We start from the raw sequence: 14,735 nt of genomic DNA, 5'->3' as shown, positions 1-14,735 counted from the left end.
TCGTCACTCTCCTGTGTCACCAGATCTTTTGCGCGCCGCTCGCATGCAGCGCCGCGATGTAACCGAACACGAACGATGCGCCGATGCTGCTGCCGGCGCCCGGATAACACCGGCCAACCACGGATGCCGTGCAGTTGCCGGTGGCGTACAGTCCAGGGATTTGCGAGCCGTCGTCCTTCAGCACACGTCCGAACTCGTCGGTCACGAGACCGCCTGCCGTGCCCACATCCCCTGGATACATGCGCACGGCGTAGAACGGCCCCTCCTCGATCGGCCCGAGATTGGGGTTCGGTTTGATGGTCGGGTCTCCATGACAGCGATCGAATGCACGCGAGCCGCGACCGTAATCTTCGTCGACGCCCGTTTCGCAGAAGCCGTTGAAGCGCTTGACGGTCCCGAGCAGCCCAGCACGGTCGATACTGCATTTCGCGGCCAGTTCTTCGAGCGTGTCAGCCTTGATCATGTATCCGCTGTCGAGCCACTTCTGCGGAATCTGGCCCGGCATCGCCGTGCCCCACGGGTAGTACTTACGCTGCCGGCTGTCCATGACGACCCATGCGGGAACGGCCTTACCCGTCTGCTTGTGGCGCTGGTACATGCGTTGACCGATTTCCATGTACGCTCCGGCTTCGTCGCAAAAGCGCTCGCCGTCCTGGTCGACCATGATCGAAAACGGCAGCGACAGGTCGAGGTGATGCATGAACGGCAGCGGCGAACCATCCGGCGCGCGTGCACCTTCGGGCAATTCCTCGTTGGGACCGAGCGACGTCACGACCCACCACGCTTCCTCCATGCAGTCCACTGCGCCGCCGAGCGCAATCGCGGCTTGCAGGATTTCACCGGTATCGCCCGGATTCGCATTGGTCCAGTCCGCGGACGACGGCTGCGGCTGGTACCTGCGGCGCATTTCTGCGTTGTGTGAAAAGCCGCCGGTATTCAGCAGGACGCCTTCGCGAGCGCGCACGCGCAACTCGCGGCCGCTGCGTACCGCGACGATGCCGGTCACGCGTCCGTCCTCGACGATGAACTCGCGCACCGGCGTGTCCGTCCAGATCGGCACGTTCGCGCGCAGCGCCATCTGCAGCATGCGCCCTTGAATCGCCGCGCCGTTGGCCACGAGCTCCTTGCCGGTGATCTTCTGATAGAGCATCCGGCCACCCAGTTGCATCGCCTTGCGCTTGCCGCCCCACGTCCGCTTCATCAGAAACAGTTGCGGATACTCGTCCGAGTTGGCCGGCATCGACGGCCCCTTGTAGCGCGACAGACGCGGCGCCCATTCGCCCAGTTCCTTCACGTCGAACAACCTGGCGAGCAGCGACCGGCCACGCGGCTCGCCGCCGGGCAGCGTGTCGTAGTAATCGGACCAGCCGTCCGCGTACACGAACTGCATCCCCTGCTGCTCGAGAAACTCGGCCATCTTCGGGCCGGTGCGCAAGTAAGCCTCGCGTCGCGCGTCAGAAGTGCCCGGGCCTTGATAAGTAACCGCCGCATCGAAGTACTGGCGCGCGCGTTCATAGGAATCGCTGACGCCGTGACGCTTCATCACATGATTGTTCGGAAGCCACCAGACCCCGCCCGAATATCCGGTCGAGCCGCCGACCTTCGCCTGCTTCTCGATGATCAGTGCTTCTTTGCCCACCGACTTGCAGGCAAGCGCCGCACACATCGAACCCCCGCCGCTGCCGACCACCACGAAGTCGTAGGTTGCGTCCCAGTTTGTCGGCATCACTCATCCCGCGCGATGAATTCGCGCAGCGCGCGATGGAAGTTCGAAACCGACGATTCCTGCAGCGGATTGGTGCGCAAACCCTTGAAGCCGCGCGACTTCATGCCCTGCTGAACGTTGGTCATGTTCTGAAAGTCTTGCCACAGGATCAGGCCGAAGTTCTCCTGCGCGTTCTCCTTCCAGTCGTCCACGCCGTAATAGAACTCGCGCTTCAACGGCGGCTCCGCCCCAGGCGCGAAGCGCTGCAGCGACCAGATGTCGTAGATGCACGAATCCGGGTTGTCGCCGTCCGGCCGCGCGCGATAGAACAACGCGCCGTCGGGGTACGGCAGGAACACCAGATTCGGAAAGACGTGCCAGTCCGCTCCCGCGCGACCCAGTTGCTCGAAAGAGATCTCGGGCCAGCCCGCACCCTCGGCGATGGCCGCCTCGCGTTGAAATTCCATCGCCTTCCCAAGGACTTCGAACTGGTTACCCGACGGCGACATTTCGGTCATCAGGCGCTTCGCGGCTTCGTAATCGCGCGCGGTATTGATCGCCTTCAGAGTCTCTTCCATTACCCGGAAAAAGTTCACGAGCCCCTGGCGTACGTCTTCCGGCATCGGCTTGCCGGTTCGCGGCGAGGGCGCGCCGATCATCCGCGTCGCCGTCGAATAACCAAACATCCCATGGCGGCCATAGGAGAAACTGCGCGTCACGTCATCGCCGGCGACGTCGAGCAGTTGCGGATGCGTTGCCGCTACGTGATAACCCTCGTTGAACGCTTCGAGTGCAACCTTCCAGTTGCACGGCAGACGAATCGACTTGTACCAGCGATAGCGCATCTTTTCGAACTCGAAGCAGTTGGTGATCTCCGGCACCGGGTCGAGAAATTTCGCGAGCGGCTCTGCATCCGGATCCATATTGATGAACACGAACCCGCCCCACGTATCGACCAGCACGTCCGTGAGACGAAGGTCCCCGTCAGCCATGTCCGGGCAACCTTGCCAATCTTGCCTGTCGAGCACACGCGCAAGACTGCCATCCAGATTCCACTGCCAGCCGTGATAGGCGCAGTGAAATTTCGCGGCCTTGCCACAGCCGTTAGTCAGGCGCCGGCCACGGTGCTGGCAGACGTTGAAGAAGGCCTTGATCTGATCTCCCGCGGTTCGCACCACGACGATCGATTCGCCGGCCACGTCGAAGGTCACGAAGTCGCCCACGTTGGGAATCTCTTCGAGGCGGCAGGCGACCTGCCAGGCTCGCGGCCAGAGGCGCTCGTGCTCGCGCTCGAGAAACTGCTTCGACAGGTAACTGTCCTTCGGGACAAAATCGAGGCGGACAGTGTGCTCACCCGAATCGGGACTGGTGTTACCCATTGTTATCTCCTTCGTCATATGGCCGGCGTAGGCGCCGGTTCCGGCTTTTTATGTAGCGGCCGCGCGCTCGACGGTCCTATTGCAACTATCAGTTCAATTATCTTGAACAGCGTTCGGGCCAGTGTCAATCCGGGCGAACGTCAATCGAGCGCCGCGGTCAGTGCCGGGACAGCGTCGAAAAGGTCGGCGCTCAGACCGTAGTCGGCCACCTGAAAGATCGGCGCCTCGCTGTCCTTGTTGATCGCGACGATGACTTTCGAGTCCTTCATACCGGCGAGGTGCTGAATCGCGCCCGAGATACCCACCGCGATATACAACTGAGGCGCGACGATCTTGCCGGTCTGGCCGACCTGATAGTCGTTCGGCACGAAGCCGGCGTCGACCGCGGCGCGCGACGCGCCGACCGCGGCGCCAAGCTTGTCCGCAAGCGCGTCGAGCAGTTTGAAGTTGTCGCCGTTCTGCATGCCTCGGCCGCCCGACACCACGATGTTGGCTGCCGCAAGCTCCGGCCGGCTCGATTTCGTCAGTTCCTGGCCGACGAAACGGACCTCGTCGAAAACCGCTGCCGATGCGACTGCGCGCGACGGCGCGGCGGCCGAACCGGTAGCGGCCGCATCGAAGGCGGTCGGACGAATCGTGACGACCTTGATTGCGTCGGACGATTGGACCGTGGCGAGTGCATTGCCGGCGTAGATCGGACGCACGAACACATCGGGGGCCTTAAAAGCGATCACGTCGGAAATCTGCGCGCTGTCGAGCAGCGCGGCTACCCGCGGCATGAAGTTCTTGCCCACGGCCGTGGAGGCCGCGATCACGTGCGTATAACCGCTAGCCAGCGAAACGACGAGTGCGGCCAGATTTTCCGGCAGCCCATGCGCGTATTCGGGTGCATCCGCGACGAGCACTTCGGCGACGCCGGCAACGTTCGCGGCCTGCTCTACCACCGCCGACGCGCCGTGGCCTGCGACCAGTACATGAATCTCGCCGCCCGCAGCGCCCGCCGCCGTGATGGCGTTGAGCGTGGCGCGCTTGAGGCTTGCGTTGTCGTGTTCGGCGATAACGAGAATAGTCATGATCAGATCACCTTCGCTTCATTACGAAGCTTTTCAATCAGCGCCGCAACATCGGGAACCATCACGCCGCCCTTACGCGCCGGCGGCTCGGTCACTTCGAGAACCTTCAGACGAGGCGCAACGTCGACCCCCAGCGCGTCGGGGCTCAGCGTCTCCAGCGGCTTCTTCTTCGCTTTCATGATGTTGGGCAGCGTCACGTAGCGCGGACTGTTCAGACGCAAGTCCGTCGTGACCACCGCCGGCAGATCGAGCGCGACACGTTCGAGTCCGCCATCGATCTCACGCGTGACGAGTAGTTGTTGACCGTCCACTTCCGTCTTGAACGCGAACGTGGCTTGCGGCCAGCCGAGCAACGCGGCGAGCTTCTGGCCGGTTTGTCCCGCGTCGTTGTCGATGGCCTGCTTGCCGAGCAGCACCAGTTGCGGAGTTTCCCGCGCGGCCACGGCGGCCAGCAGCTTGGCGACCGCGAGCGGCTGCAGATCCGCATCGCTTTCCACCAGCAGCGCGCGATCAGCCCCCATCGCGAGCGCCGTACGCAGCACCTCCTGCGATTGCGCGGTTCCCGCCGACACCACGACGACTTCACTCGCCACGCCCGCTTCCTTGAGGCGCACCGCCTCCTCCACCGCGATCTCATCGAACGGGTTCATGGCCATTTTCACGTTGGCCAGATCGACGCCCGAACCATCGGACTTCACCCGAGGTTTCACGTTGTAGTCGATCACGCGCTTCACCGCGACCAGTATTTTCAATTTGACGCTCCGAACGCTTTGTTGAACAATGTTCTATATTCTGAACTCATCTTTTTGTAGCTGTCAACGAGAAGAATGAGGAGAACGTCGCTTGTCGCTCAATTCGACGCCCTCGTTCGACACCATGGAGACGACCAATGAAGCTCTATCGATGTGAACGGTTTGAAGGTATTGCGGGTCTGGCACTACGCGAGGAACCCGATCCGGCGCCGCCCGGCGCTCACCAGGTACTGGTGCAGGTCAATGCGAGTTCGTTGAATTTCCGCGAGTTGCTGCTGGTCAACGGTGTGTATCGCGACTGGATGGCGCCTAACTTCATTCCGGCCTCGGACGGCGCGGGCGTCGTGCTTGCCGTCGGCCCAGGCGTGCGGCGCTTCCGACCCGGCGACCGGGTGATGGCCAATTTCGCGCAGAACTGGCACGGCGGCACCCGCCCGCAACACGCGGATACGCTGGGCCGCGGCGCTATCGTCGAAGGCATGCTGCGCGACAAGGCGGTGCTGAGCGAGGAAGAGCTGGTTAGCGTTCCGGATCATCTTTCCGACGAGGAGGCCGCAACGCTGCCTTGCGCCGCGCTCACCGCATGGAACGCGCTGTGCCAGCATGCGCCGCTGCTGCCGGGCCAAACCGTGCTCGTACAGGGCTCTGGCGGGGTATCGCTGTTCGCTCTGCAGCTCGCCCGTCTGTTCGGCGCGCGCGTGATCGCGACTTCGTCGAGCGAAGCGAAGCTCAAACGGCTTGCCGAACTCGGCGCCGACGCCACGATCAACTACCGCGATACGCCGAATTGGGATGACGCCGTGCTGCGCCTGACCGATGGCTTTGGGGTCGATCTGGTCGTCGAGGTGGGCGGCGCCCAAACCTTCGGCAAGTCCATTGCCGCCACTCGCGACAGCGGGCGCATCAGCGTGGTCGGACTGCTGACCGGCGCCCCTTCTCCCGGCGAAGGATTCTTCACGCGCGGACTGTCGATCGCGCCGATCCGCGTCGGCTCCCGTCAGGATTTCGAAGCGATGAACCGCGCGATCGGACTGCACAAGCTCAAGCCCGTCATCGACTCGGTTTATGACTTTGCGCGCGTACCGGATGCGCTGCGGCACCTCGAAAGCCAGCAGCATTTCGGCAAGATCGTCATTCGCCACCGGTAACCAGCCTTCGCATGATCCACGGAGTCAGACTATGAAACTCTTTTCGCTGGAAGGACAGATTGCGCTCGTCACCGGCGCGTCGCGCGGCCTCGGCTTCGCCATGGCTAACGCGCTGGCGGCAGCGGGTGCGACGGTGATACTGTGCGCGCGTTCGCGCGCGAGCCTCGAAACCGCTGCGGAATCGATTCGTCAAGCGGGCGGCGACGTCGATATCGAACCGTTCGACCTCACCGATCAGGGCGCAATCAGAAACGGCGTTCGCAACGTCCTTGCACGCCACGGACGCATCGACGTCCTGCTCAACAATGCCGGCATTTGCGAGTGGAGTGATTTTCTGCAGTCGAACCTCGACATGTGGCAAAGAACGATGGATACCAACGTCACGGCCGCCTACGTGCTCGCGCAGGAAGTTGCGCGCCCGATGATCGAACGCGGACACGGACGCATCATCAACGTCGGGTCTTATGTGTCGGTGCTCGGTCGCGAGAAGCTGCAGGCATACGTGGCCAGCAAGCACGCGATTGCCGGACTGACGAAATCGCTCGGCGCGGAACTGGGCCGACACGGCATTCGTTGCAACGGCATCTGCCCCGGCTACTTTCTCACCGAAATGGCCGAGCCTGTCACGTCCAACCCGCGGATGAAGGAAATCGTGCGCTCGCATATCTCGGTGGGACGCTGGGGGAACCCCGAGGAACTCGGCGGCGTCGCGGTTTTTCTCGCCTCCGAAGCGAGCTCCTACATGAATGGGCAAATGCTGATGGTCGACGGCGGGGTCTCGGAGATCCTGAGCTTCTCGATGTCCGTGGTGTAGCGCAACGAGTGGTTCGCCCCAACGCGCCGCGTGACCTGCAGGCAAACGGGCCCGCTATCTCCACGGATAGCGGGCCAATTCTTTTGTCCTGCCAGGGTGCCGCGCGAAGAGCGGCACCGGTCACGCAGTCACGACCGCAGCGTTGCCTCACCGCTACAGGCCTCGACCTTCGTGGAACCGGCGGCGCCGCCCTTCGCCACTGCTTTACGCGAAATGCCTTGCAGCAGGAAATGCGACAGCGCCGGAATGAGGATCAGCGCGCCGATCATGTTCCACAGGAACATGAACGTGAGCAGGATGCCCATATCGGCCTGGAACTTGATCGGCGAGAACGCCCACGTTATGACGCCGGCAGCCAACGTCACACCGACCAGCGCCACGACCTTCCCGGTGAACTGCACCGCATGCCGATAGGCTACACGCAGCGGCTGCCCAGCGCGCTGATACGCGAGCTGCACACTCAGCAGATAGAGCGCATAGTCGACGCCGATCCCCACGCCCAGCGCGATCACCGGCAGCGTTGCCACCTTCACGCCGATGCCGAGCTTGACCATCAGCGCCTCGCACAGCACCGACGTGATCCCGAGCGGCACGACCGCCACCACGACCGCGCGCCAGCTGCGGAACGTGATGAAGCACAGCAGGATCACCGCTGCATACACCATCAACAGCATCGTGCGGTTCGCCTTGGCAACAACGACGTTCGTCACCGCGTCGATGCCCGCCGACCCGGCGACCATCAGGAACTGATGATCGGCGTCGCTATGGGCTTTCGCGAATGCCTCTGCAGCCTCCATCACGCGCGACAGCGTCGCCGCTTTGTGATCGGTCAGATAGGCGATGACCGGTGCGGTGCCGCAGGTCTGGCTCAGCAGATCAGGATGATCGAGCAGGATCTGCCACACCGTCTTGTTCACGATCGAAGGCACGCGGTCGATCGTGTACCACTTCGGGTAGCCCTCGTAGAACCCGGACGTCATCCAGCGCGCGAGACCGCCGACCGAGGTGGTGGTCTGCACCCCCGGCACGCCCCGCAGTGCGGTTTCGAGCCGGTCCGCCTCGAGCACCAGCGGGAAGTTGTTGGCGTCGCAGGTGCCGTGCGACGACTTGCCGATCACGACGAACAGGTCGCTCGACAGACCGTAGTGCGCGTTGGTGTACGCGTTGTCGAGGTTATAACGCGACTCCGGCCTGAGTTCTGGCGCGCCCGAATCGAGGTCGCCGATCTGCAGGTGCTGACTGATCGACCAGCCGAACACCGTGAGCGCCGCCGCACAAACGATCGCACCGACAGCCCAGCGGCGCTCGGTGAAGCGATCAAGCAGATTCCACAACGCGCCCGCCGACGAGGTGCCGCGCGCGTCGTTCTGCTCGCCACGCACGCTGCGTCGTGCAGCCGACGGACTCACACCAATGTATGACAGTAGTACCGGCAGCAGCAGCAGGTTGGTGAAGACCAGCACGCCGACGCCAACGCTCGCGGTAAATGCCAGATCCTTGATTACCGGAATGTCGATCACCATCAGCACGGCAAAGCCAACCACGTCCGCGAGCAACGCCGTGAGACCGGCGAGGAAAAGCCGCCGGAACGTGTAGCGCGCCGCCACGTAGCGATGCGTGCCACGCCCGATGTCCTGCGTGATCCCGTTCATCTTCTGCGCGCCGTGCGAAACGCCGATCGCGAAAACGAGAAACGGTACGAGCACCGAGTACGGGTCTAGCACATAGCCGAGCGTGCGAATGATGCCGAGCTGCCAGACCACCGCAATCAGCGAACACCCCACCACCAGCAGCGTGCTGCGATAGCAGCGCGTATAGAGAAAGATCACGACGAGGGCGATCCCCGCGGCCACGCCGAAGTACATCGCTACCAGCTTGAGTCCGTCGATCAGGTCGCCGATCAGTTTCGCGAAGCCCACCACGTGAACCTGCACCTCGCCGCGGCCCTCCGCTTTGATGACCTCGTCGATCCGGTGCGAGAGCTTCGCGTAGTCGAGCGGCTTGCCGGTATCGGCGTAATGATCGAGCAGCGGCAGCTGGATCATGCTCGAATGCAGATCGTTCGACACGAGGCTGCCCACGATGTTGGCGCGGGCAACGTTGGTGCGCAGCTGTTCGACTGCCTGCGCGGACGCGTCGAAGCCGTCCGGCATCACCGGTCCCCCTGCGAAGCCGCGCTCCGTGACCACGTTCCAGCGCACGATCGGCATCCAGAGCGACTTCACGCCAGGCCGGTCGACGCCCGGAATCAGGAACAACGCGTCGTTGATACGCCGCAGCGCCGCGAGATATTTCGGATCGTAGATGTCACCCGACGGATTCACGACGACGATCCGCAGCGAATTGCCGAGTCCTTTCAGATCCGCCTTGTTGGCGAGGTAGTTTTTGATGTACGGATGCGACAGCGGAATCATCTTCTCGAAGCTCGCATTCACATCGAGCCGCAGCGCCTGAAATCCCAGCACCGCCGTGATGATCGCGCAGATGATGATGAGCCACGGACGCCGGTTGAAGATCAACCGCTCGAGCGCGTTACCCGAGCGCGTATCGAAGCTGGCAAGATCCGCCACCACGGGCATCTTGTCGAATTGGGCATTGTTGCCGCCAGCCATGTCTGCTCCCCCTTAGTGCAACTTCGACAATGCGATCCGCGACAGGCCGGCCGCTCCGGCCAGCACCGCGGTGTCGCCGCGCAGCGCCATGGCGAAGATGCCGCCTGGCTGGCTCGCGCCGAGTGTATGAAACGTTGCCCCCTGGTCGGCGCTCTCGAGCAGCTCGCCCGCCTGGGTCGCGAGAATAAGGTGACCGTTCGGCAGTTCAGCCGAAGCGAGAATGCTCGCGCCGGTCGGCAGCGTGATCTTGTCCCACGTCGCGCCGCCGTCGGTGGAGCGATACGCGTTGCCGAGCAGACCGTAGACGATCATCGCGTTGTGCGTGGAAGCGAGACCGAAGAAGCTACCCTTCGACGGCGTAGGCACCGCGACGAAACGCTGCTTGTCGGGATCGAGCTTGAGCAAGAGCCCCTGTTCGCCCGCGATATAAAGCGTGCCGTTGATACGGCGCATCGCATGCAGGTTCAACGCGTTGGGATTGTCGACGCGATCGAACCAGGGCACCCAGCTCTTGCCGCCGTCGTCGGTATGAAAAATGATGTTGAACGAACCGATGACCCAGCCGGAATGCTCGTCATCGAACCAGACGTCGAGAAACGGACGGCCTCCCTGGTCTGCTTCAAAGCGCTCGGCCTCTTCGCGCGATGCCTTGAGATCGGGTGAATCGCCCTGTTGCTTCGCGTAGTACTCGCTCATCAGCCTGGCCGCCTGCTGGCCGTCGAGCTGTCGCGTCCAGCTATTGCCACCGTCGGTGGTATGGAGCACCTCGCCGTCGTGTCCGACCGCCCAGCCCAGCGCGGCCGACTTGAACGTCACGGCGACCAGATCGGAACTCACCGGCACCTGTACCTGGCGCCAGTGCACGGCGGCGTCGTCCGATACGAGAATTACTCCGCGCGGACCTACCGCGACCAGGCGCTGTCCGGCCTGCGCCAGCGCCATCAGCGGTTCATGCGCGGCCTGCGGGTTGATGACGGCGGGCGAGCGCATCGGGTCGGCGAATTCGGCGTAGACCGACCCGCTCGCGGCGCATGCCGCGGCGACGATTGCCAGCCAACGAAACAGGGTCTTGCGCATTGTGTCTCCTTCACAGTAACTGGCGATCGATCACGCGAACAGTCCTGAGCTTTTTATGAAAACTTCTTTGTGCGCCACGTCTTCACATTATTGCGCTGCGCCGTACCCACGTAGCGCAGTTCCCAATCCCACAACGCTTCCTGACCGTCCTTCGGCACAGGGAACGGCTTGCCGCCGAATGCGCCGGAAACGAACAGGCCATCCTTTTCGAGCTTCGCGTTCTGCTGGTGATGCGTCCCGCCAGGCAAGCCGGGCAGGGACGCATCACTCAATACCTGATCCTCAACTCGGCGCGCAATTAGCGCACACCCGCGGATTGCATACGCTCCGGCGTGAAGTAGTCATTTGGGAAATTCACGTTGAAGAAAATCCCGGGCGAGTCTGCCGGATGGCTGCCGAAGATATAAATGCCGCTGTTGAAGTCGTAGAACCAGTTACCGAGCGAATACGGCACCTTGTAGTCGTACGCGGGAACCGTGGTCTCAAAGCCGGCGCGATAGAGCTTGCCGGACTGGTCGTAGGCATCCATCATTCCCCCGCCGCCATCCTCGTCGAAGTACAGCGTCTTCTTGCTGTAGATGTGACGCGCGCCCGGCTTGAGCGTCAGCTCCACGACCCATACGCGGTGCAGCTCCCACCGGACATAATCGGGATTCACGAAATGCGGCGTGGTGATCTTGCTGGCCGGCGTGTCGTACTGCTGCTTGTAGTCGTTGTACGGAATGTACATTTCCTTCTTGCCGACCAGCTTCGCGTTCCAGCGATCGATCTTGCCGTAGAACAACTGGATGTCGTCCATCGTGATCGCGCCGGAATAGCCGGGATTCGGCGTGTCGTAGGCGAGATCGGGCGCCACGCGCACGCGGCGTTGGCCCGGGTTGTATTCCCACGATTGCTGATCGTGATCGGCCGAATCCGTGAAGTACCAGAAGAGCGTCGTGTCGCCAATCAGGCGGGCCGGTGACGCGTAGTCGTTATATACCTGATACCAGATCGCGAGGGGGCCCTTCTTGCGAAACTCCGCTTCGTCCTTCGACTCGAAATACGGATAGAGCAGCGAACTCTTGAACTGCGCAGCAAGAATCGGCGTGCCGCTCGAATCGACGAGCCACGTCTTCACGTTGTTTTTCTGGGCCGTTCCGACGTAGCGCAATTCCCAGTCCCACAGCGCCTCCTGACCGTTTTTCGGCACCGGGAACGGCTTGCCGCCGAACGCCCCATCGATATAAAGGCCATTTTTTTCGAGCTTGGCACTTTCCGCGTCCTTTTCCGAGTTCTGAAGGTACCAGTCCGGATACGAAACCGAGCGGTGCGTCGGGTAAATGTCCATCCGGTAAGTCGGATAGCGCTTGAACAGCTCGATCGAGGCGGCACTCAGTTTGTCGGCGTATTGCTGATAGTTCTGAGCCGTGATTTGCAGAACCGGCTTTTCACCAGGAAACGGGTCGGCCCATTTTCCGGAGTCGGCCTTGAACCCGGTCGGAAAGTCCTTGATGCCCCCCGTGTATGCTGGAATCGTGCCCTCCTTGTTGCCGGCAATTTCCGCGCCGAACGGCGTGATCCCACTCTCGATTGCCAGCGTATACGGCGAGGCCCAAACCGCGGCGAGTATCGCCAGCGCCTTAAAAAGCTTTGGGAATCTTTTCACACGTGCCTCCGTCATCAAAACGTTGTCTGATAGGTGATGCCGATCCACGACTTGTCGCTGTACGGTGCACCGAGCGCCGTCGCGGCTCCCGCCGTTGAGTACCCCTTCTTGTTCATGTAGTAGGTGTAGGTAATGTCCACCTCATGCTTGTTGTAGATCGTGAAATCAAGCCCGACCACGAAGGTGTTCTGCCCCTGTGCTTCGGCCGCCGGCGCGATGACAGATGAGTAGCCCTTCAGATTCAGATTAACGAACAGCGGCATCGTCAAATCAACCCCAGGGAATACCTGATACCACTGCGGGCTCGCACCAATGCCGATCCCGGCCCAGAAGCGCGTCGAGCAGTTGTTAAACGCGGAGTTGCCCGATGCCGAACATTGGCCCGTGGTGTCATAGCTGGAATTGGCAAAGTTCCGCGCATTCGATTGCACGCTCAGCAGCTGGTTGAACGCGAATTCCGCCTGCAGGAACATGTTGTCCCACATGGGCGTCTTGCCGAACGACTGCGTGACGTTCAGCAGACCGTGCAGCGTGCGACCTGTCGGCGCATCGTTGACCGTCGTCGTGTTGACGGCGTTGAGTGGCATGTTCCAGCGATACGACAGCTCGCCTGCCACTGCCGCGCTGCCGATCGCACTGTTGAAGCCAGCGCCGATCAGGTTCACGTCGTTGCCGTACTTCGCCGTAACACCGGGAAGGTTGGTGCCCGGGAAGAGTTCGGGTCCGGCACCCGGGAGTAGCACCGCCGCCCACGGCATCTTCATGGCGAAGTGGCGGTACGTAAATTCATAGGTCGTTGCGATCGAATCGACACGCCACTTGCCGTCGATGCCGATATCGCCGATCTGGCCTTTCGTCGGCGCGATGCGCGGAATCGCGAATGTGCCCAGCCCCGGAATGTTTTGGTAGCTGGCGATCGGAGGGCCGTAAAGAATAGGATCGGCACCGCCGAAATATGTGCCGCCTTCAGGCAGCCGATCGTGATTCCATTCGAACGTGTACTGCGCGCCGAGAGAGAACGTGTCGGTAATGTTCGTCGTCACGTCGGCCTGAGCCGTCGGCAACACGATTTCCTTGAGCGAAGCGCTCGGGCTCTGCGTCAGTTTCATCAGGTCGAGCGGCTGCTGACCGATGGCCACCGAGTTCGCGCCACCCAGCGTAGCAAACGCCGACTGCCCCCAGGTGACTGCCGTCCGGCCGAGCTTGACGTTGACAGAGTGACCACCGAGGTCAAAAGTGTGGAACACGAACGCATCACGCAGCTCGGCGCTCGGCCCCTGGTAGTACTTCTTGATGTAGCTGGTGTACTCGTTGTTCGGATAGTTCGGAGGAAATGCAGGATTGCTCGTATTGTGATTCTTGAACGTCGGGTCGTACCATGCGTCCATACTGATGCGGAAGCCGGACGTGTCCTTGTACTTGAAATCGAATTCGCTGTAGAGGTTCAGCATCGACTGGATCGTGCTGAACTTCGGCGTCGATAGATCGCCTTCGTCGTAGGTCGGGCTGTTCGTGTAGAAGTGGCTCGGGTTCTGAAGCCGGATGCCGTAGTCCGCACGCACCGTGTTGTCCCATTCCATGTCGATGTCCGGGTTCGGCACATCGAAGTGGAAGGCGTTGGCATTCGCGCTCCACAACCCGCACGCTGCAGCGATGCAGGTCGCGTGCACGCCAAGGCTGATCGCACTTGGCTTTAGACTCTTCTGTTTCATGCGTCTCCTCTTGTCTTTGTCGCGCTGCCGCAGAAAAGGCCCAGGCCGTTGGACTGCCGCAGACTTTTGCAATGAAGCGAAACCGGCCTCCCTACCTCGTCAGCATCGCGCCTCGGATACCTCCCACAGCGTCACCAGAATGCGAATGCTGTTCGGAAAGATAAACGCTCGAAACTCGACTGTCAACGCTCGCTCACCCCTAAGTGATGCAATTTTCCGAACGACGTTCAAAACGCGGGGTAAACGTGGATTTGAGTTTGGTGATCAACTCGAAGCGGTCCGCGCATGACCAGGGTCGCAGTGGTGCCCAATGCGTGCAGAGCGCGTGACGCTGACGAGACAGTGGCGACGCTTGCATTTGCGAGGTGTCCGATTCGACTGCGCAGATTGTCGATGCAAACCATGGATGGCTTTCGGAAAACCGTCCGAGCCGATGATGAATCGATGGGCAGGCCGGGCGCAGCCCGGATTCTTCGATTCTAGTCCGGTACGCAGTACAGGCCACGATGAGCCGGCCTTCCGTCTTTCCATTCAAGCGCGAAAGTCAGGACGAATCGCAGAAGCAGCCGAAAACGCTTGTGCGATCGGATCAGTTTCCTTTGCAGTCCTTTTATATAGGCTGTTCATGGACCGCGATCAGACGAATCCCTTATCCCGTTCCTGCGTAGAAGTGCCTTTCTGGTTTGCGAGGAGGAGGCGGGAACACGCGCCATGCCCCGTCGTCGTGTCGAAAGAAGAATATCGCGAAGGAGTTCGCCGCGGCGGACGACCGCGCAAGTACACACCTCGTCTGGCCTGAATTTGCGAAAGTACAT

At 61.7% G+C, this 14,735-nt stretch carries 11 protein-coding genes; 2 read left to right on the top strand and 9 right to left on the bottom strand.

The window, feature by feature from the left end; all coding sequences use genetic code 11:
* Positions 1-16: 16 nt before the first annotated feature.
* From HDG32_RS05930 to HDG32_RS05915, 4 genes are all read right to left on the bottom strand, one after another.
* A complete protein-coding gene (locus HDG32_RS05930) occupies positions 17-1,726 on the bottom strand; it encodes an FAD-binding protein (protein ID WP_184064328.1) in 1,710 nt (569 codons plus the stop codon).
* On the bottom strand, positions 1,726-3,084 hold the full coding sequence (locus tag HDG32_RS05925; RefSeq protein WP_184064326.1) for an SRPBCC family protein: 1,359 nt from the start codon (positions 3,082-3,084) through the stop codon (positions 1,726-1,728). Before HDG32_RS05925 ends, HDG32_RS05930 begins: the two co-directional genes overlap by 1 nt.
* Before the next feature lie 140 nt (positions 3,085-3,224).
* Positions 3,225-4,157 carry an electron transfer flavoprotein subunit alpha/FixB family protein gene (locus HDG32_RS05920; RefSeq protein WP_184064324.1) on the bottom strand — a complete coding sequence of 311 codons (933 nt, stop codon included), beginning with the start codon at positions 4,155-4,157 and terminating at the stop codon, positions 3,225-3,227.
* A 2-nt stretch (positions 4,158-4,159) separates the two neighbouring features.
* Positions 4,160-4,909 (bottom strand): electron transfer flavoprotein subunit beta/FixA family protein, encoded by a 750-nt coding sequence (locus HDG32_RS05915; protein WP_184064322.1) that lies wholly within the window; start codon positions 4,907-4,909, stop codon positions 4,160-4,162.
* Between the two features lie 137 nt (positions 4,910-5,046).
* Here HDG32_RS05915 and HDG32_RS05910 point away from each other — a divergent pair, with 137 nt between their 5' ends.
* Positions 5,047-6,057, top strand: a complete 1,011-nt coding sequence (locus tag HDG32_RS05910; RefSeq protein ID WP_184064320.1) for an NAD(P)-dependent alcohol dehydrogenase — start codon at positions 5,047-5,049, stop codon at positions 6,055-6,057.
* A 31-nt stretch (positions 6,058-6,088) separates the two neighbouring features.
* Entirely contained in the window at positions 6,089-6,871 is a 783-nt protein-coding gene (locus tag HDG32_RS05905; RefSeq protein ID WP_184064318.1) for an SDR family oxidoreductase, read from the top strand.
* A 128-nt stretch (positions 6,872-6,999) separates the two neighbouring features.
* Here HDG32_RS05905 and HDG32_RS05900 read toward each other — a convergent pair whose 3' ends face one another.
* From HDG32_RS05900 to HDG32_RS05880, 5 genes are read right to left on the bottom strand one after another with little or no spacing between them, the layout of a single operon-like run.
* Entirely contained in the window at positions 7,000-9,483 is a 2,484-nt protein-coding gene (locus HDG32_RS05900; protein ID WP_184064316.1) for an RND family transporter, read from the bottom strand.
* Positions 9,484-9,495: 12 nt separating this feature from the next.
* Positions 9,496-10,560, bottom strand: coding sequence for a YCF48-related protein (locus HDG32_RS05895; RefSeq protein WP_184064314.1), 1,065 nt, complete (start codon positions 10,558-10,560; stop codon positions 9,496-9,498).
* Positions 10,561-10,613: 53 nt separating this feature from the next.
* Complete coding sequence (locus HDG32_RS05890) at positions 10,614-10,832, bottom strand: DUF1329 domain-containing protein (RefSeq protein ID WP_409340004.1); 219 nt, start codon at positions 10,830-10,832, stop codon at positions 10,614-10,616.
* Positions 10,833-10,858: 26 nt separating this feature from the next.
* On the bottom strand, positions 10,859-12,208 hold the full coding sequence (locus HDG32_RS05885) for a DUF1329 domain-containing protein (RefSeq protein ID WP_311539608.1): 1,350 nt from the start codon (positions 12,206-12,208) through the stop codon (positions 10,859-10,861).
* Between the two features lie 14 nt (positions 12,209-12,222).
* Complete coding sequence (locus tag HDG32_RS05880) at positions 12,223-13,920, bottom strand: DUF1302 domain-containing protein (RefSeq protein WP_260335951.1); 1,698 nt, start codon at positions 13,918-13,920, stop codon at positions 12,223-12,225.
* Between the last annotated feature and the right edge of the window lie 815 nt (positions 13,921-14,735).

This window comes from Paraburkholderia sp. CI2, assembly GCF_014201055.1.
GTDB classification, from domain to species: Bacteria; Pseudomonadota; Gammaproteobacteria; order Burkholderiales; family Burkholderiaceae; genus Paraburkholderia; species Paraburkholderia tuberum.
Note: the sequence above shows the minus strand (reverse complement) of the source record. Positions and strands in the feature narration are given on the sequence as shown.

Coding starts and splice junctions, on each gene's coding strand:
- HDG32_RS05930 (WP_184064328.1), bottom strand. CDS start 1,726: ATGCCGACAAACTGGGACGCAACCTACGACTTCGTGGTGGTCGGCAGC.
- HDG32_RS05925 (WP_184064326.1), bottom strand. CDS start 3,084: ATGGGTAACACCAGTCCCGATTCGGGTGAGCACACTGTCCGCCTCGAT.
- HDG32_RS05920 (WP_184064324.1), bottom strand. CDS start 4,157: ATGACTATTCTCGTTATCGCCGAACACGACAACGCAAGCCTCAAGCGC.
- HDG32_RS05910 (WP_184064320.1), top strand. CDS start 5,047: ATGAAGCTCTATCGATGTGAACGGTTTGAAGGTATTGCGGGTCTGGCA.
- HDG32_RS05905 (WP_184064318.1), top strand. CDS start 6,089: ATGAAACTCTTTTCGCTGGAAGGACAGATTGCGCTCGTCACCGGCGCG.
- HDG32_RS05900 (WP_184064316.1), bottom strand. CDS start 9,483: ATGGCTGGCGGCAACAATGCCCAATTCGACAAGATGCCCGTGGTGGCG.
- HDG32_RS05895 (WP_184064314.1), bottom strand. CDS start 10,560: ATGCGCAAGACCCTGTTTCGTTGGCTGGCAATCGTCGCCGCGGCATGC.
- HDG32_RS05880 (WP_260335951.1), bottom strand. CDS start 13,920: ATGAAACAGAAGAGTCTAAAGCCAAGTGCGATCAGCCTTGGCGTGCAC.